The sequence below is a fragment of the Microbacterium sp. WCS2018Hpa-23 genome (assembly GCF_031843845.1).
Lineage (GTDB): Bacteria > Actinomycetota > Actinomycetes > Actinomycetales > Microbacteriaceae > Microbacterium.
Window position 1 is genome coordinate 102,079 of sequence record NZ_JAVTIZ010000008.1, and the last position, 16,622, is coordinate 118,700.

General features: G+C 64.7%; 25 protein-coding genes. 3 read left to right on the forward strand and 22 right to left on the reverse strand.

The window, feature by feature from the left end; all coding sequences use genetic code 11:
• Positions 1 to 17: 17 nt before the first annotated feature.
• The 14 genes from RQG77_RS14455 to RQG77_RS14520 form a co-directional block, all read right to left on the reverse strand.
• Positions 18 to 335: a hypothetical protein gene (locus tag RQG77_RS14455; RefSeq protein WP_311245333.1), complete on the reverse strand. Its 318-nt coding sequence runs from the start codon at positions 333 to 335 to the stop codon at positions 18 to 20.
• A 37-nt stretch (positions 336 to 372) separates the two neighbouring features.
• A complete protein-coding gene (locus RQG77_RS14460; RefSeq protein WP_311245334.1) occupies positions 373 to 795 on the reverse strand; it encodes a hypothetical protein in 423 nt (140 codons plus the stop codon).
• A gap of 27 nt (positions 796 to 822) precedes the next feature.
• Positions 823 to 1,095 carry a hypothetical protein gene (locus RQG77_RS14465; RefSeq protein WP_311245335.1) on the reverse strand — a complete coding sequence of 91 codons (273 nt, stop codon included), beginning with the start codon at positions 1,093 to 1,095 and terminating at the stop codon, positions 823 to 825.
• Complete coding sequence (locus RQG77_RS14470) at positions 1,092 to 1,262, reverse strand: hypothetical protein (RefSeq protein ID WP_311245336.1); 171 nt, start codon at positions 1,260 to 1,262, stop codon at positions 1,092 to 1,094. The genes RQG77_RS14465 and RQG77_RS14470 overlap by 4 nt, the downstream gene beginning before the upstream one ends.
• A 40-nt stretch (positions 1,263 to 1,302) precedes the next feature.
• On the reverse strand, positions 1,303 to 1,746 hold the full coding sequence (locus RQG77_RS14475) for a hypothetical protein (RefSeq protein ID WP_311245337.1): 444 nt from the start codon (positions 1,744 to 1,746) through the stop codon (positions 1,303 to 1,305).
• Entirely contained in the window at positions 1,743 to 2,219 is a 477-nt protein-coding gene (locus RQG77_RS14480) for a hypothetical protein (protein WP_311245338.1), read from the reverse strand. Before RQG77_RS14480 ends, RQG77_RS14475 begins: the two co-directional genes overlap by 4 nt.
• 73 nt (positions 2,220 to 2,292) lie before the next feature.
• Positions 2,293 to 2,454 carry a hypothetical protein gene (locus RQG77_RS14485; protein ID WP_311245339.1) on the reverse strand — a complete coding sequence of 54 codons (162 nt, stop codon included), beginning with the start codon at positions 2,452 to 2,454 and terminating at the stop codon, positions 2,293 to 2,295.
• 70 nt (positions 2,455 to 2,524) lie between these two features.
• Complete coding sequence (locus tag RQG77_RS14490; protein ID WP_311245340.1) at positions 2,525 to 3,496, reverse strand: DNA-processing protein DprA; 972 nt, start codon at positions 3,494 to 3,496, stop codon at positions 2,525 to 2,527.
• 98 nt (positions 3,497 to 3,594) lie between these two features.
• Positions 3,595 to 4,011, reverse strand: coding sequence for a DUF6283 family protein (locus tag RQG77_RS14495; protein WP_311245341.1), 417 nt, complete (start codon positions 4,009 to 4,011; stop codon positions 3,595 to 3,597).
• A gap of 22 nt (positions 4,012 to 4,033) precedes the next feature.
• Positions 4,034 to 4,612 carry a DUF3846 domain-containing protein gene (locus RQG77_RS14500; RefSeq protein ID WP_311245342.1) on the reverse strand — a complete coding sequence of 193 codons (579 nt, stop codon included), beginning with the start codon at positions 4,610 to 4,612 and terminating at the stop codon, positions 4,034 to 4,036.
• A gap of 2 nt (positions 4,613 to 4,614) precedes the next feature.
• On the reverse strand, positions 4,615 to 5,094 hold the full coding sequence (locus RQG77_RS14505) for a hypothetical protein (RefSeq protein ID WP_311245343.1): 480 nt from the start codon (positions 5,092 to 5,094) through the stop codon (positions 4,615 to 4,617).
• Positions 5,095 to 5,112: 18 nt separating this feature from the next.
• Positions 5,113 to 5,295: a hypothetical protein gene (locus tag RQG77_RS14510; protein ID WP_311245344.1), complete on the reverse strand. Its 183-nt coding sequence runs from the start codon at positions 5,293 to 5,295 to the stop codon at positions 5,113 to 5,115.
• Complete coding sequence (locus RQG77_RS14515; RefSeq protein WP_311245345.1) at positions 5,295 to 5,588, reverse strand: hypothetical protein; 294 nt, start codon at positions 5,586 to 5,588, stop codon at positions 5,295 to 5,297. Before RQG77_RS14515 ends, RQG77_RS14510 begins: the two co-directional genes overlap by 1 nt.
• A gap of 2 nt (positions 5,589 to 5,590) precedes the next feature.
• Positions 5,591 to 5,959, reverse strand: a complete 369-nt coding sequence (locus RQG77_RS14520) for a hypothetical protein (RefSeq protein WP_311245346.1) — start codon at positions 5,957 to 5,959, stop codon at positions 5,591 to 5,593.
• A 2,376-nt stretch (positions 5,960 to 8,335) separates the two neighbouring features.
• Here RQG77_RS14520 and RQG77_RS14525 point away from each other — a divergent pair.
• Positions 8,336 to 9,121 carry a hypothetical protein gene (locus RQG77_RS14525; RefSeq protein ID WP_311245347.1) on the forward strand — a complete coding sequence of 262 codons (786 nt, stop codon included), beginning with the start codon at positions 8,336 to 8,338 and terminating at the stop codon, positions 9,119 to 9,121.
• A gap of 86 nt (positions 9,122 to 9,207) precedes the next feature.
• Here the strand turns inward: RQG77_RS14525 and RQG77_RS14530 are convergent, their stop codons facing one another.
• The 3 genes from RQG77_RS14530 to RQG77_RS14540 form a co-directional block, all read right to left on the reverse strand.
• Positions 9,208 to 9,873, reverse strand: a complete 666-nt coding sequence (locus RQG77_RS14530) for a GNAT family N-acetyltransferase (protein ID WP_311245348.1) — start codon at positions 9,871 to 9,873, stop codon at positions 9,208 to 9,210.
• A gap of 126 nt (positions 9,874 to 9,999) precedes the next feature.
• Positions 10,000 to 10,260 (reverse strand): hypothetical protein, encoded by a 261-nt coding sequence (locus RQG77_RS14535; RefSeq protein WP_311245349.1) that lies wholly within the window; start codon positions 10,258 to 10,260, stop codon positions 10,000 to 10,002.
• 152 nt (positions 10,261 to 10,412) lie between these two features.
• Positions 10,413 to 11,087 (reverse strand): hypothetical protein, encoded by a 675-nt coding sequence (locus RQG77_RS14540; protein ID WP_311245350.1) that lies wholly within the window; start codon positions 11,085 to 11,087, stop codon positions 10,413 to 10,415.
• Between the two features lie 593 nt (positions 11,088 to 11,680).
• On the opposite strand from RQG77_RS14540, the gene RQG77_RS14545 reads away from it, so the two are divergent.
• Positions 11,681 to 11,884: a hypothetical protein gene (locus RQG77_RS14545; protein WP_311245351.1), complete on the forward strand. Its 204-nt coding sequence runs from the start codon at positions 11,681 to 11,683 to the stop codon at positions 11,882 to 11,884.
• 239 nt (positions 11,885 to 12,123) lie between these two features.
• Here the strand turns inward: RQG77_RS14545 and RQG77_RS14550 are convergent, their stop codons facing one another.
• The 4 genes from RQG77_RS14550 to RQG77_RS14565 all read right to left on the reverse strand — a co-directional run bounded on the left by RQG77_RS14550 (position 12,124) and on the right by RQG77_RS14565 (position 14,645).
• Positions 12,124 to 12,783, reverse strand: coding sequence for a hypothetical protein (locus tag RQG77_RS14550; RefSeq protein WP_311245352.1), 660 nt, complete (start codon positions 12,781 to 12,783; stop codon positions 12,124 to 12,126).
• A 78-nt stretch (positions 12,784 to 12,861) separates the two neighbouring features.
• Complete coding sequence (locus RQG77_RS14555; RefSeq protein WP_311245353.1) at positions 12,862 to 13,638, reverse strand: hypothetical protein; 777 nt, start codon at positions 13,636 to 13,638, stop codon at positions 12,862 to 12,864.
• Between the two features lie 240 nt (positions 13,639 to 13,878).
• Positions 13,879 to 14,226, reverse strand: a complete 348-nt coding sequence (locus RQG77_RS14560; protein WP_311245354.1) for a hypothetical protein — start codon at positions 14,224 to 14,226, stop codon at positions 13,879 to 13,881.
• A gap of 14 nt (positions 14,227 to 14,240) precedes the next feature.
• Positions 14,241 to 14,645, reverse strand: coding sequence for a hypothetical protein (locus tag RQG77_RS14565; protein ID WP_311245355.1), 405 nt, complete (start codon positions 14,643 to 14,645; stop codon positions 14,241 to 14,243).
• Between the two features lie 98 nt (positions 14,646 to 14,743).
• Between RQG77_RS14565 and RQG77_RS14570 the strand changes: the two genes are divergently transcribed.
• Entirely contained in the window at positions 14,744 to 15,337 is a 594-nt protein-coding gene (locus tag RQG77_RS14570; RefSeq protein WP_311245356.1) for a hypothetical protein, read from the forward strand.
• Between the two features lie 9 nt (positions 15,338 to 15,346).
• Here the strand turns inward: RQG77_RS14570 and RQG77_RS14575 are convergent, their stop codons facing one another.
• A complete protein-coding gene (locus RQG77_RS14575) occupies positions 15,347 to 16,615 on the reverse strand; it encodes a DUF4113 domain-containing protein (RefSeq protein ID WP_311245357.1) in 1,269 nt (422 codons plus the stop codon).
• Positions 16,616 to 16,622 lie beyond the last annotated feature (7 nt).

Here is a 16,622-nt window from a genome sequence, read left to right on the forward strand (position 1 = left end):
CGGCCGCGTGGCGGTGCCTACGGGTCTGATGGGTTCTGAGGGTCCGATGGGCACTTGACCCACAGTTCGGCCCCGACGCGCGCGAGGGTGCTTCCGCCGATGTGTCGGGCGGGCACCATGTCGCCTGCGGCGTGGGAGGAGGGGCGCTTGGCCGCCGCGTCGAGCGCTACCCGTTCGTTCTCGAGCCGGGCGATCTCGGCCGCCTTGTGCTCCTCCACGCTCGGGTGAAGCGTCGGTGTCGATCTCAGCAGTTCGATGATTTGCTCGGGACCATGGTCCGGGAAGTGCCGCGCGGCCACCTCGGCAGGACGGAAGGCGTAGCCGTCGGTTCTCACGAAGATTCCGATGGCGTCACGGCGAATGCGGCGGAGGTTACCCACGGGCGTGGGCGATCGTTCTGTCAGCGAAGTCAGCACGAGTGGCGAGCCGTAGGTATCGCCAGCCTCGCCCCTCGGACAGTGCGGGCGACATCTTGCACTTGTAGTCGATGTAGAACAGTTCCTGCGCGGTGAACTGTGAGAGGCGACTGTCGATCTGATCTTCGCGGATCAGCGAAGATCCGACGGCCTCGCTCAGCGAGAACGGGTCGAGCCTCTTGACGTAGCGGTGGCCGTCTGAGACCCGCTCCACGACGGCCAGCAGCGGCTCGACGCCTACGGTGTCCATGAAGGTGTGGGAGCCGACCTTCAGCCCGTAGGTGTCGTTCAGCACGCTCGCCAAGACGAGCGGGGTGCTTGCGGATCGGATGCTCGCGACGAGCGTGTCTCGCGCCCGGTCGAATGTGGTCTTCGCCATGGTTCTCCTCGTGTGGTGGGGGTGGGATCAGCAGCGATCGAGCGCCTCACGGGCCGCCGACTCGTCGTCTGCGCCGGCTGTAGCGATGAACACGAGGGTGCTCGTGTCGAAGCTGTCTCCCGTGAATGCGCCGACGACGCGGCAGAGATCTTCGTCGTACTCGCCGTACTGATCGGCGAACTCGGAGGCGGCCATCTCCGTGGCTTCGTTCGCGCTGAGAGCTTCCACGAGGCGAACCTCGTGGTCATCGCCTTCCACGACCCAGACGTTCGGGTTCTCGGCGGGTGCGTGCGTGGTCATGCGGAGTCTCTCTGGTCGTTGATCGCTCGGCGGTCGTGAGCGGTTCGTGTGCCCTTCTTGGGGGCGGGCACGTGAGGCTGGGTGGTGTTCGAGCTGCCGATCGCGTGCTGCGTCCGGTTCCACTCGGGGTTGGCCCAGCGATGGGGGTTGCGGTTCTTGGAGCCCATCGCCGGGCCTCCCTTCGTGTTCGTGGTGATGTGCGGGCGTTTAGCCTCGCTGCCACTCAGGCAGCGATCGCTCTTCGACGGGGATCCCGAGAGCCTTGGCCCTGTCGATGCTCTGCTGCATCGCGGGGGTGATGCCTCGATCGGTGTAGACCACGATGGACTCCACCAGCGGGAACCAGCTCTGGCCCGCAGCGACCCCGAGGGCCTGCTCGGTCGCGTCGGCTTCGTCGAGAACGAAGGTCTGCGTGTACAGCAGGTGGCTGGCCATTGGGGCCTCGCCTCGCAGAAGCGAGTCGCGAAGGGCGGCTCGACCGTAGAGCTGGTTGTACTTCGCTCCCGTCGAGGATCCGGTCGAGTACGGAGATTCGATGGCCACTCGCGTCAGATGGGGCGCCTCGGCCTCCGCGGCAGCGGCGATCATCGCGGCGCCGCGGATCGCGACGTCGCTCAGAGTCGGGGGCGCGATGAAGGTGGGGGTGCTCACGCGAGGTGTCCCTTCTTCTTGGTCAGGGCGACCCAGCGCTGGGCGTCGTCTCGCTCCAGGCCGAAGCTGCGTGCGACAGCCTGTACCGGGAAGTCCCCGACGAGGCGAGCGAGTCGGTAGATGACCCCGGCGGTTTCGAGGTGCTCGTCACTCGGCTCGAGGCGAATCTTCTCGCCCACGGCCCGGCCCGCAGATCCGCGGAAGTAGCTCTTGACCGCGGCGCGTCCGGTGAGCTCGGCGTTCTTCTCGCTGAGCGCGCTGCGAAGCGCATCGCGCCGGACGCTTCCGATCCGCATCTTCGCGAGACGTGTCGGGGTGATCGGCACATCGGGGTGCTCAGCGGTGAAGTGGATGGTGGTGTAGACGCCGGACTTCACGTCATGGCTGAGACGGAACGAGAGGGCTGGCCGTTCGGCAGTACCCTTCACGCTGAGGCTCAGCAGGGATGGTGCGGTGATGGTGGGGCTGGACATCTGGTCCTCCTTCGGACGATGACGCGGTGGATGTTCGCGCCGACGTTCGGCGCAGGGGAGTGGTTCGTGATGGTCAGTCGGTTCCGTTGGCTCGGCGCTCGAACCGGTCGAGCTCGCGGTTGCGGCGTCGTCGGCCACGGGAGTTCTTGGTGAGGTTCGGGCAGCAACCGCAACTGAGCCAGTCGCTCTTGCGCCGCCTGTGCCCGCCGCGCTGGTCGCGATCGTCATGGGCCATGGGTGATCTCCTTCGATCGAGGACACCGGGTCCCCTCAGCGCGCGGCCGAAGGAACCCGGTCGGTCCGGGTCAGGGTGTTGGTTCAAGCAGTGCGCGCACGTCGGCGCGCGAGGCGACGCTGATCGCACCCTGCTCTCGCACGAGGAAGTTGCAGCCGGCCGATGCGGGGGCATCGTCGGGACCTTCTACGGCAGCGACGGGGATATCCAGGAGGGCGGCGTGACCAACTACGTTCAGGTTCGACGACCGCATGCCCGCCTCCACGATGACGATCGCGTGCGAGTTGGCTGCGAGCAGCCTGTTCCGGGCGAGGAGTTTCCACCGGGTAGCGGTGGAGCCCGGCGACTGTTCGGTGACGATGAGTCCTGTCTCCGCCAGTCGGCTGAACAGCGCCTCGTGTCCGTACGGGGTCAGACGGTCGAGTCCGCCGGCGAGGAATGCGACTGACGGTGCGTCGACGGCCAGGGCGGCTCGCGCAACGGCGGCGTCGATCCCGTACTGACCGGAATGGTTCACCACCACACCACTTGCGGCGAGGTCGGTGACGAAGTGGTGGGCGCGCCGCTCACCGTCCAATGTCGCAGCCCTCGCGCCGATGACCGCGATGCGTCGAGGTGCGTTCAGGAGCTCTGCGGCACCGAGCGTCCACAGCAGCAGCGGTCGGTGGTTGCCGAGAGCATCCATTCCAGTCGACCACCCTGCATCACCGGGGAGGATGAGACGGACACCGATCAGGTGGGAGGACTTCACTATCGCGGCCGCGACCTCTGCCGTTACGGCGTTGCTACGCCAACGCGGGATCTTCTCGATCAGCTCACGGGAGTCACGAGCGCCGGGAGTGCGCACGCCAGGCTGCAGCACGGCCCGGAGAGCTTCTGCGGCGCCGCGCTCGGCGATCAGCGCACCGACCTGTGCGTCGTTTGCATCGGCGATCATCGACCAAGCAACCCGGGCGACGGCGTCTTCGTTGTCGTCGCGCCCTGGGCGCAGAATCTCGAGAGCGTCGCGAACGTTCTTCTGGCTGATGATGTCGTCGAGCATGATGTTCCGTTCGTCAGGGTCGCGGCTATGCCGGGGGCGACCAGCAGAAGACCCCCTCGACTTGTCAGCCGAAGGGGTCGTGGGAGAGCAGGGAAGGGTCAGTCCGAAGCGCGTTCTCGCAGCTTCCCCAGGCGGAGCAGCTTCTCGATGGATGCGACGGCCTCAGGGCCGGGTGTTGTGTAGTTCGTCATGCCGTGCTCGGCGGCCTCGCGGCCAGAGGAGAACAGTGGCACGTCAGTGGAGTAGTCGAGCGACTCCGGCGCGAGATGGCCGCTGACAATCGCAAGCCGCACAGCCAACATCTCGGCTGGATCACGGTGTCCGAGCCAGCCGCTGCAGGCGCATCCGTCCTGGAGGTGGCAGAGGAAGACGCCGGTAGCTGTCTGGTCGGCGATGTCACCGTCGTATCGCTCGAGCTTCTCGTACTCGGAACGATCCCAGACAGCTTGGGAGCTGCCGCGGCGGAAGGGGCAGGTGGCGCACGGAGTCTTGCGTGGACGAATCTGCTCGCTCACTGTGCGCCACCTCTCTCGCTTCTCAGAACTCGTAAGTCTTCCCTACGAGGGCTTCCGGCCCGGTGAGAACCTTCACTTCGTGGAGGGACCCGAGCTTCGGGTTTTCGACGCCGTGCCCGTCGCCGAGGCATGTGAAGACCTCGTCTTCCAGCCACCCCTCGATCTCATCGGGGTCTTCGATGTCGACGGGCGCCGGGAGGAGGAACAGGCGCTTCGATGAGTGGCCATCCTCGTAGGTGTTCTCGACCTCGACGCGCACGGCTCCGAGTCGAGCTTCTACTGCGGCGAGCTGATCATCCGACAGACCGAGAGTGGCCCCGTTCGAGTCCGCAGGTCCAGTGAGAACAGCGGGTCCGACGATCACGTCGGTGTTCGAGCCGTGCCGCTGCGTCCAGAGCGATTGGGCACGCTGGTTGAACATGAGCTCGAGGTGCTTGCCCTCGTCGTTGAGCCAGAGCGAGACGTTCTCGTTCAGGTCCACGCACAGGTAGGTGCCCAGGACGATCTCGTTGACGCGTGCGTCGAACCGTCCGGGAAGGATGTCGATGATCTCGACAACGTCGGACGGGTCAGCGGGGATGATGATGCTGCGGACGGCCATGGTCATCCTTCCTTCGAGGTGAGTTCGGAGATGTTGGCGATGATCGGGTTCAGCTCGGCCATGCGGCGTTCGCTGATCGACTTGCCGCCGGCGAACACCTGGCGCCACTGACCCTTCGCGCGACGCCATGCGACGCGCTCGTCGCTTCCCACCGCAGCGTCCGCGATGACGAGGTCAGCGTCCATCCAGTCGTCACGCGCCGCGGGAACGCGAATGAGGGCACGCACGTGTGGGGCGACCGCCTGAGGGTCACGCTGGCCGAGGTGGGCGAGTCTGTTCAGCTCGTCCTTGCGGGTGTGGTTGCTGTGCGGCGACGGCTGGGCGACGCGGAAAGCCCCCGTCGGTTCACCTCGGTTGGTGTCCTGCATGATGTACCAGCTGCCGAGAGTGCGATCGGCTGCCTCGGCATAGGTGATGACCTCGGCCTGCTCCCACCACTGGTCGGGAGTGCCGTGGAAGATCGGTGCGTCGGGTGCGGTCATGAAGATCGCCCTTCTGTGTCAGCGGCCAGCCAGCGCCTTGGCGACGGCGGCTTCGCGTTCTTGATGGATGAGTTCGTCGAACTCGCGACAGGCGAGCTCCTTGGCGTCACGGCGATTGATGCGCCCGCGCGCCTCGAGCAGGAGAGTGTCCTGACGGGCGTTGATGTAGTCCTTGCGAATCGCGGTGTACGCGCGCGCCATCAGTGGCCACTCCGCTCGAAGAGACGGATCGTTCGCTTCACCGCTTTCCGTCGCGCCTTCATGGCCCGATAGATGTCGACCTGCGCCTCGTACTGAGCCAGATGGTGAGGGCAGCACTTGTGCTCGGGGCGAGGTGTGGCCGGCGTACGCGATCCGCGCAGGTAGCCTTCGGTCTCGACGAGCTTGTCGTACAGCGCGCCGATGACGAGCGATATCTGATCGGTCGTGAGCTCCACAGTGCGGGCGTCTGACGGCTCGCACGAGACGGGAGCAGCCTTCGTCGGGGTCTCCATGGTCAGTCCTTCGGAGTGATCGGGGCACGCGGAGAGGCGTGCCGTGTGCGCCGCAATCGCGGGGAAATTCTGCGCGCTGAATTACGGGGAAAATACGACGGAACGATTTCCGTCGATTCCGCGTGCGTTGGGCGCAAAGGATGAGGTGTGGGGTCCAGGGTCGTGAGCGTGAGCTCAGACCCCGGATGCAGGTGCTCGAAGACCTCGACGAACTGGGCTCGCGTGAGGTGCGAGATACTCAGACGGATCGAGATCGGTCCGAGGGCGATCACGGCGTGGATGAGTTCTTGCAGTCGCTCCGCCGACACGTCATCCGTCACGAAGTGCTGTGCCGTCCGATCGAATCCCCAGTTCACCATGGTCGTCAGCATCTGTTGACGCTGCCCCTTGTCCAGATGCACTGGCGGGTCGAAGCGATATCGTCGTCGCGCCTTCCGCTCCGCAGCGCGAGCCACTCGCCGGCGGTCCCAGAGGAGACCTCCCTCAGCGATGCGGTACGCAGCACGACGGTTCGTCTTTCGGGGCATCGAGAGCCGTCCGAGATCCGGGATCTCGGGAACCTCGTGAGGGGGCTTTCTCGTCTCGCGATGACCCCTGTCCTTGCTCTTCGCCATGGTCGGAAATCCTCCTCGGCATATCGGTCATCACGGTCTTCGATACGTCACAGACACCAGGCCTGTGACGGACATCGAACCAACCCCCGGGTCGGCACCCGCCGACCTCCTGACACTGGCGCGCAACGCCTTCGCTTCATCGATCCCGAAGGGTCGCGATGCACCGCGCCGCTGGTTCCTGATGGATGCTCCCGCGGCTTGCCGCGCTCGTGCACCGCGCCCGTGAAGGGCGGGGGTCAACCGGTGATGTCCGGGATGAAGCGAAGCGGAATCGCGGCATCGACGGGAGCACCCGACAAGGCCCCCGACGGGGCGTTGGAGGGCAAGGAGCGCAGCTCCGCAGTGTGGGCCCTCGAAGCGCAGCGAAGAGGGTGAGGGAGGCCGAGAGATGGAGCGAAGCGATGATCGAACGGGTGACCGAAGAGGTGTCGGCTGTGCCGACCACCAAGCGAGATTTCAACGAGCGAAGCGAGGAAGGAAACGACGCGCGGTGCCACCTCCCCTTATGCTCTTTTTCTCTTTCTTGGCGCTTTACGAGCTTCAGCGAGGAAACGCCTTTGGAATTGCTGCTGCATCTGGGAAAAAGTATGGGCCCATGAGTCATGGGACCACGACCGAACCCGAAGGGCCCGCAGGGGGTCGTGGGACCGCGGCCATACTTTTTCCCTGGTCAGGCGGGTTCCCATGGGACCACGGTTTAGAACGAAGTGGCACCGTGGGCCCATGGTGGAGCGCAGCGACGTCAGGGGAGCGCAGCGAGCCGTTGTGAACCCGCCGCGGCCGCCCGGAGGTGGCCGCCCTTGCATCGCAGCAGCGCAGGTCGAAGCGCAGCGGAGACCTCCTTTGTGACGGCCGTCACAGCATCGATGGGGGCGACGTAGGAGCCGTCATCGGAACACCGTCGACACGGAGCGCAGCGACACCTGTAGTCACTTCCGTTGAAGGATCGGTCACGACTATGGAGTGACCAGGGCGCCACCTCTGCGACGCTGAGGTGGCCTCAGAATCAGATGCGATCGCCGGTCGGAAGACCGGTGCTTCGTCCGTCTCTGAGCCGGCGCGCGCAGCGCTTCATCGCCGTTGCGCCGAGTCACAGAATCCGCTGCAGAACCGTCTCAGATTCCGCCCCGGAGGCGTTGTCACCTCACACGGCTTTCGGTATCCAACCGCATCGGTTCGGACCCGTTGGAGCATGTCATTTCGAACTGCTCGACAAGGCCTCATCGGCCCCTGTCACACCTTGTCGAGCAGTTCGAAATTAAGGGATCAGTACGCCATCGCAGGATCGGGTTCTGGGGTTGAGCTGGGGACGAAGTCGGCAGCGCGCGGGTGCTGTATGCCTCCGGGGCGGAAGCCCCGGGGACGGCCTGTGCAGGATCAGGCTCCGCCGCCGAAGATCCCGTTCGCAGCATCCCTCGGACGTCGGCCGAGGGCTCACTCTCCTCGAGGAGATCTCATCGGCGGGGGCGGGGAGCGGCCCGTCAGCCGTGGATCCTCTGTGCAGTATTGGGACTCGGTTTGCCCACCCGCCAGGTGGTCGCTCTAACGGCGTAGGTGCCGTCCAGCGAGGAGGAGAACGCCGAGTGACGCAGTCACGGAAGCGGGCGACGAAGGAAGCTGGTAAGGCTCCTGGGACGGTAGAGCTCGAGTCCCTTCGCGAGACTTAATCGCTCCACGGCCCCGCCCACCTATCGCACCTACATCGCCTCAGAATCCGATGCATCGCATCGGAAACCGTGACCGCTCGGCGGTCACTTCTCGGCCATGCCACGGTCACTTCACGCCCACTACCGGGCGTATGGTGACCGCATCGTGACCGTCAGGTGACCGCCTGACGCCCCCATCACCAGGACCGAGGCTCCGTCCGAGGGAGACTGTCCTCGAAACGCGCCCGTGACCGCGCGGTGACCTCTCTGCGGCCAGATCACGGTCACTGGGCGGCCATTACCGTCGAAACTGGCGTCGGACTGCGCTCTCGAGTCGTTTTGTGGGCGCAAAGCGACCGCGCCATGACCACCAGGCGGCCAGGAGGCGGTCACTACTGCCGGGGCGACCCAACAGCCGCGATGCAGTGGATCGGGAGAGCCACCTGCGCGATGATGTTCTGGACGGCAGCGGCTCGAAAGGCGCACGATGAACATCGAAGACGAGATCGACAGCATCCTGGATCGCACGCTCTACATCCGACCTGAGCTCGAGCGCGCGACGTCGTCCCGGTGGCGACCGTTCGCCGTTGACCGCGCCCCGAAGCCGTTGCCCGAATCGTCGCCGTTCACCCACGTCTTCGGTCCGCACGTCACCATCGATGGCGACGAGGAGACGGGCCGTGTCCACATCTACAACGAGGAGTATGAAGTCGAGGTCGTGGGTCAGCCCGGAGGGGATCTCACGGTTCCGGGCGTCGACCGTCATACCGATCTGGATTACTGGCTGCGCAAAGTCCACGCGCGTTACTGGGAGTTCGCCGCTGACCTCAACAGGGTCGCGCATGAGAAGAACGACGCGCTGGCGGCAGGTACGGAGCCTCTTCCTGAGCCCGGGCAGCCTCGGCTCTACGCTCCGGACTTTCGCGTCCCAGTCCCTGAGTGGGTCACAGCGGGAGTGACGATCCACCTCAACGAAGTCGAGGAACTCGACACGGAGGAGTCACGGTACTTCGATGTGTTCGAGGTCGACCACTCCGAGCATCACGTTCATCTCGGGTTCCTTCTCATCTCGCACGATGGCCACATCAACGCCTTCTTGAACGAGGGCGTCGTCGCAGAAGAGCTTCGACCCGCGGCGACCAAGGCTCTCACCCAGATGGGGGCGGCGCGATTCGCTCGCGACATCATGCACAGCCATCTCCACATCATCGTGAATGGTGCGATCCTCGGAATCGACAACGAGATGGTCGCCCGTACCGGCTGGCGGAATTAGCTCGCGAACCCACTACCGTGCCGGCGGAAAAGAAGAACCCCCGCCACCCGGTGAGGGTGACGAGGGCATGTGGCGGGACGACTTGATCAGACGTCCAGCTTCTCCGGGCCTTCGTATGCGGTGTGGTGAAAGAAGATGCCGTCTCGGAAGTGGGAGAAACCGGCCGCCTCGAATGCAGCTGAGATCTTCAGCTGAGCCATCAGCGGGTCGGCGCCGTCGAGGTCACCCTCGCGTGGCACAGTGCTCAGCGCGACCACCGAGGTGAAGCTGCTACCGGCCACCGCGTTGGCGAGCGTAGCAAGGAGACGGGGGCCGAGCTTCTGCCCGCGGTATTCCGGCTCGATGAAGATCTCGTCAATGACGATGAGCCGTGTCATGTCTTCCCCGAAGACTGAGTCCAGGTTGATGGCCTCATCAATCGTCGGTGGGGTGAACAGCTCTTGCACGATGGCATGCGCCGTCGGATTGTTGTGCTTGAGGCCGGTCGCGGGGTCCTGGTTGCTCCCGCCGTCGGCATCGAAGTCGATGACGAATCCGTTGATGCGACCGAGCGGCCGGGCCGAAAGTTCGCCTGGGGTGGCCTCGCTGAAGCTGACGCGCGACGCTGTCAGGGTGACAGGGGTCGTCATGGCGGCGTAGCTCGTCCACGTCGAGTACTCCCCAGCGCCGAAGGGCTGCGCACTGAGAGCGACCTCACACATGATCTCGGAGAGGTCGACCTTCTCGCGCCGGACTGCTTTCTTCGTGCTCATCGTCGTGACTCTCTTCTGTAGGCGACAGCCGCATCGTATCTCAGGGCTTGCATCCCGAGAATGAAGAACCCCCGCCGCCCGTGAGGGCGACGAGGGTGTGAGCGTGAGACTCTCAGCAGCGAGGAGTCACCACCAGGTGTTGTTCTTCTGCCAGAGCGAGGTCCACTGCCCACCCTTGGCTTCGCAGCCGGTGACGGGATCCCATCCCGAGAAGTACATGAAGGGCATGTCCCGAAGGCAGTCAGCCATGCTGCCGTAGGTCATGAGCGTGCGGTACGGCTTCGCATCTGCGGTGACGCTCGTCGCGGCGGATGCCGCGGTGGTGCCTCCGAGGACGAGGGCCAACGAGACCGCCGCAGCTCCGACGATTCTGAGTGACTTCTTCATGTTCTATATCCCTTCGGTTCCGTATGACTTCCTTCTCGAGAGTAGGCAAGCACCGGGCAATTCGTCTGTCCCCCGAACGGAGGACACGGCCGGAGAAAGAAACACCCCCGCTGCCCGAGAGCAACGAGGGTGTGAGGTGGCGGGCGGTGAAGTCAGCGCGCGATCACATCGGGGGATTCCATGCTCTCCGCTCCTATGAAGGCGTTGTGCCGCCAGTAGACGTTGTCGCGGAAGTGAGCGAAGCCGACGGCTTCGTAGGATGCGGCGACCTTCTTGCGCGCGCGGCGCAGCTTGAGCTCCGACAGCTCACTCCACTGCAGTGGCTGCGCACGTAGAACAATCAGTGTCGAGTGGCCAGTTCCGTCGACGACATCGATGAGCGTGGTGAGCAGGCGCGGCCCGAGCCTCTGGCCGCGGTATGCCTCCTCGACGGTGACGTTGTCGACGAGTACCAGCTGAGTCACCAGAGACCCCAGGAACTCGTCCTTCTGCTCGAGCATGTCGAAGAGGCTGTCGCTGGGACGGTAGATCTCCTCGACGACAGAGAAGATCTCCTGGTCGAGGTGATCGAGTGCGTCCACCGGATCGTCCGTGCGGTCGAGAGCGACGACGTACGCCGAGGCGCCGGCGATCACAGATCGCTCGCCATCGCCCGTGTCGTCGTAGCTCGTCAGTGTCGCTGTGGCTTCCACGCGCGAGATGCAGCTCGGCACAGTCGTCCACGAGAGGTCATCTGGTGCACCGACGAGCGATCGAAGGATCCGAACGTCGCAGTCGACGTCGGCGAGGTCGAGCAGCGCTTCTCGAACGACTGGCTTCCTGGTCATGGGGTCTCCTTCGGTTCACCGCTCGCAGCGGCATCGTATCGTCGGCCTCACTCGAAGAGGCCCTTCGGTCTGCAAGAGAAGAACCCCCGCGGCCCGTTAGGGCAGCAGGGGTTCAACGATGTCCAGGTGCGCATCCGGACGTGAGGTGAAGAGAGAGGATCGAGCGCCCCGCGTTGCCGCGTGCCTACGCTCTTCTCGACGAGGGATGATCAGTCCTTTCGCCCACAGTCGGCTGGTTGACGGCCAGCTCTCGGATCTCGTCCGAGCTCTTCTCGCTGCGTGATCCGTCGCCCGTGCCTTTCGGCTGCATGACGACGGATCCGGTCCCGCGCGACGCGCAGATCCCGTTCGGAGTCCCCGGTACACCCGGGCCTGCTCCTGTCACCCATCCACCCGGAGGCAGCTCCGCTGGCTCCCGCGCCCGAGCTGGACGCTCGAAAACGAGAACCCCCGCTGCCAGAAGGCAACGAGGGTTCTCGCGGAGGAAGGAGACAACATGCACGACCGAGAGAGGAGGCTCTGTCACCCACCACCCCGGAGACAGCTCCGCTGGCTCTGAGCCAGGCGGCGAAGCCGTCTGCCATGATCTCCGTATGACCGTGCTCTCGCTCGTCCTCACTCTTGGGGGCATCGCCATCGTCGGCACCGTGGTGCTCGGCGTGATCGTGATGGCGATCATCATGCTCTCGAGGCGCGGGCCCAGTCGTGCGCAACGCGCTCAGAACCAGCAGAACGTGGAGGAGTGGATCGCTCGCACGAAGGGCGAAGATCACGTCCGTCGCATGCGCGGCGAGTGACCTGCCCCCCCCCTGGGAAAGGAAGAGGCCCCTGCAACGTGGGGGAGTCAGCAGGGGCCCATAGGGGAAGACGGCTGGGGAACCGTCTTCCCCTACCGTTTCATGACGGCGGGGGTCTTTACAAATCAGCGCGCGGCGTGTCGAAAAACGAGGATTACCTCATTTATGAGCCGATTCGATACTGTTCGAAGCAGCAGACCCCGCCCCTGGGGAGGGTGCGGGGTCTGTCGCACCACGAGTCAGAGAACGACAGGTCCGCGAGTAGGAGCGAACTCGTAGACGGTGCGCACGCGATCGGTGAGTTCACCGATGTCCTCGCGGGTGATGTTGATCGATCCGGAGCGATTCTTCAGGATCTGCACCACCTCGCGCTCCGGCCAGAACAGCTTGTCGATGTAGGAGCTGAAGCGGCGGCCGCTGGACTTCACGTACGCTTCGACGACCTCGTTGGGCACCCTGTATTGACCGAGCACCAGCTCGATGTCGAGATCGCCCAGTGGATCCACCTCTGGGTCGAGGTAACTACCGAAGACACGGAGACGTTCGACGAAGAAGATCTTCGCGGGATCCGCGTTGATACCCTCGGCTCGCTCGATGACGCCGGCGAGCAACCGGTCTGCGGTCGCGCGCGTGATCGGCTTTCCGAAGCTGGCCATGGCGAGGGCATTGCCGTTGACCGTCGGTCTCCACCACGTGTCGCCGTCTTGGTCCTTCTGGACGAACTCGAACAGTCCCGCATCGGCGAGAGCCTGAAGCGCTGCCGCGGGGTCGATGTCGAGGCCGTCGAAGAGCTTCGCGACGTGGGCGTGATAGATCTCGCGGCGCACACCCTTGCGCAGCACCTCACGAGCGAGGGGTGCGGGGAGCCCGGCGATCACATCCGTCTTCTGGACACGCATGGCCTTCCTTCGGTCGAGTGCAGGGTATCAAGATGAGACCCCGCCACCGATGACGGTGGCGGGGTCTCATGGGTCTGATCAGCCGCAGACCGTCAGGTCGGTGATGATCTTGCTGAGGTGACCCTCGAGCTCGTCGAGTGCGTCGGAGATCGCGATCTCGCCGATGGCGCGAAGCGCGGTGCTGACGAGCACCACTGCAGGGCGGTACTTCTCGGCGCGGCGGAGGATCACGTGCGGGTCCTCGCCCGCGGCGAGCTGATGACGGAGCGAGCCGGCGTTGTCGAGCAGGTCCATCGCCTTCACGATGAGTGCGTCGACGGCCACCGGGTCGGGGACCGTGCCTCCAGCGCGCTCAGCCAGCGTGGCCAGCTTCATCCAGTAGTCCTGACGTGTGCCACCGACCTTGTTGGAGACCTCGAGCACGATGTCGGCGATGTGCTGTCCGAACGCACCCGCCATCCACAGGAAGGCGGCAACGCGGCGACCCCTGATGGTCTCGAGGTTGACGTGCGCGGGAAGCTCGTCGACGTTCACGAACATCCGCACGATCTCGTCCAGGCAGTCCTCAAGGGTGTCGTGGAGCAGGTTCGCTGCGATCAGCTGAGGGGATCCCTTCCCGAAGCGGAGGGCGCGAAGCGCGTTGCGGATCGGGTGCTCGATGTAGGGCACGCGGGGCAGGTCGCCTCGGACGCTGCGGGTCTGGTTGCGGTGCAGGTGCGTGGCGATCATCGCCGCGTTCACGATGAGGCGGTCCTCGTCGTAGACGAGCGCCTCTGCTTCGCGGGTCAGCTCGAACACGAGCTGAGCGGCATTCATGTCTTTGAGCGGGATCTGGGGAAAGACGGGGGTCATCATGGTCTGCCTCCTCGGCGTCGTCTCGGCAGAAGTGCCTGAGTCCTGTCGAGGGCATCCCCGAGACGGCGTCGCCGTCTCCGTCTTGCGGCGACGCGATTCGCAGCTCGCGGAGTCTGTGATCGAAGCACACGCCATCGTGAAAGAAGCGCTGGACACGTATGTCGAGCGCCACCTCGGTTGAACCTCCGTAAGAAGAGGACCCCCGCCACCCGAAGGTGACAGGGGTCTGGACGGCGAGGCTCAGCCCCACTCGGGGCGGCCGCCGGAGACGTACGCGTGCGCGATGGCAGCGGCTCCATCCGTCGAGCGACTGGTGAGTGGAATCACGAAGGCTTCCTCGATGTGCGCGAGCTCGGCGCGCAGGACGTCGAAGTTGTTCATGCCGTCGTTCGGATCGAGCTTGTTGCTGAAGAGCGTCTGTCCGTTGACGGTCGTCTCGACCCAGACGCGGTCTCCGGAGCGTATGACCTCAGTGCGTCCCGGGAGCGGAACAGAGTCATGCGGCCGGACGATCGCGAACTCGACAAGGACGCTGCCCGGGCTGTCGTTGACGGCGGGCTGGATGTGAAGGTGCTGGGGTGCAGGCATCGGAGTCTCCTTGGTCAGATGTCGAGGGTCGCGGTCGGGTAGGTCGTGCCCATGTCGAACGGCTCGATCGCTTCGCGCTTGTCGATGAACGAGTAGACGAGGACGACATTCTTCAGGTGAGGCAGCGTGTGACCGTGAAGGCTGCGCTCGAGGAGCAGCTCCTGAACGAGCGGGCGGATCTCCGGGTTGAGCCGCAGCGCCTCGTCGATGACGATCGTGTCGACGTCGATGAGAAACTCGGGGCCGTCGGCGCCGTGGCCGCTCGCGTCGTAGCGAAGGCCGACGAAGTCCTTGACGGCGCCGTTCAGGATCGCGAAGCGACTACCGCGCTCGACGAGCTGCTCGCGAAGCTGCGCGATCGCGCCGCGACCGGGGCGCGTGAAGACGAGGGTGTTGGAAGGCTGGATGGTGGTGGCCATGGGAGGCTCCGTCTCTGTCGGGGATGTCTCGTTCTCGAGGGGATCCCCGGCGCCGGCTCTGCCGGTGCTGCTCAGCGAGAGCGTGGGATGATCAACCCATGCACGACGCTGAGGAGCACGACATCGGCTGGTGGGAGATAGACGGTCAGGACGTCTATCTGACCCGGAGCGATGTTCACGTAGGTCGGGCACTCTTCCACCTGCTCAACCGGGGAGTGGCACTTTTCGGCCCGGAGATGGTTCCGATCGGCATTGAGCCTGGGCTCTTGTCGGGCGATGCCAGCGTGTTGGCGCTAGATGCGGACGCAATGCTCTACCTGATCAACATCACCCGTGCGCCTGTCGACGAGAAGATGGTCGTCGATCTGACGCTGGCGATGAAGGAGTTGGAAAATCCGTCGAACATCGACATTGGTGGCTTCGACAGGGTCGATTCAGCGCGACCTCAGCGCAACTTCGAGGACGTCTTCGGTAAGCCGTTCCCTGGACTGCAGCCGCGCATGAAAGTGATCCAGGTGACCGATCGAAACATGGAACTCGAGGCGGTGGACTTGCTTCACCGCATCGGAGGTCTCGACGTGTACTCAGGCGCTGTGCTCGAGACCGATAGGGGTGATCTCCTGATGCCGCTGGACCAGTTGATCCCTGAGATCGTTCGAAGTCCGATCCATCACCTGCCCTCCGACCTCTGATCCACTTGCTCAGCGGGCGTAGGCCGTCGCGAGCTCGTTCCAGTGGGTCGTGGCGCGGAGGGAGAGCATCTCTCGGCGCATCTCGAATGCGGGCCCGGTCTTCATGCCCGCGAGGCCGAGACCGATGACCTTCTCGCCGTGGCGCTTGTGCATCTTGTCCAGGAGCTCGCCGACGCCGCGGTGATCGTACTCTGGCTGGAACATCGGCAGGAACGCGTGCGACTCGGCGGGGGAGAGCTTGTTGAGCATGACGCCGGCGCGGACGTACTTCACGCCAGGCTGCAGCTTGTCGTGCAGTGCCCGGGCCACCGCCTTGGTGATCGCGACGGGATCATCAGTCGGCATCGCGAACACCGCCTGCCCCCAGGCAGAGGTGTAGCCGTCGGCGTAGGGGGAGGAGGCGGCGAAGGCGCTGACGAGGCCTGCAACCGAGCCCTCGGATCGCATGCGCGCGGTGGCGCGCTGGGCGAAGACGGAGAGAGCCTGCTCGACCTTCTTCGGATCTCGGAGTGGCTGCGAGAACATCCGGCTGGCCAGGATCTGCTGCTTGGTCTTGCGCACCGGCTCGAGTTCGATGCAGCTGATACCGCGCAGTTCGTAGACCAGACGCTCCTCGACGACGCTGAACCCCTTGCGGATCTCGGATGGCTCGGCGTTCCGGAGGTCGAGCATCGTCTTGATACCCCGAGCGGCGAGGCGCTTTTCGAGGCGTCCGGCGATGCCCCAGGTCTCGCTGGTGGGGTAGTGCGCGAGGATGTTCTCCTGCTGCTCGGGCGTGTAGGACGACCAGTCGCACACACCGTTGAGTTTCGGAGTTCTCTTCGCCCCATGATTCGCCAGCTTCGCCAGCACCTTGGTGGGTCCGATGCCGATCGAGACCGGAAGGCCGACGTTGCGCCGCACTGCGCGACGTATGTCACGGCCGAGCTCTATCAGGTCGACGCGACGCTCGTTCACAACCCCGAAGCACTCATCAATACTGTAGCGCTCGACCTCGGCAACGTGGCGTCCGACGACCTCGTGCATGCGCTCTGAGAGCGATCCGTAGAGTTCATAATTCGATGAGCGGGCGACTCCGCCACGCGCTTCGACTTCACGCTTGATCTGAAACCAGGGCGTGCCCATCTTGATGCCGGTGGCCTTCGCTTTGGCCGACATCGCCACGACGCAACCGTCGTTATTCGAGAGGACGTAGCATTCTGCGTCGCGTAGCGATGGGTCGAAGACCGCTTCGGCTGACGCATAGTAGCTGTTGGCATCACAGAGCAGGTAGGTCATGTTATGC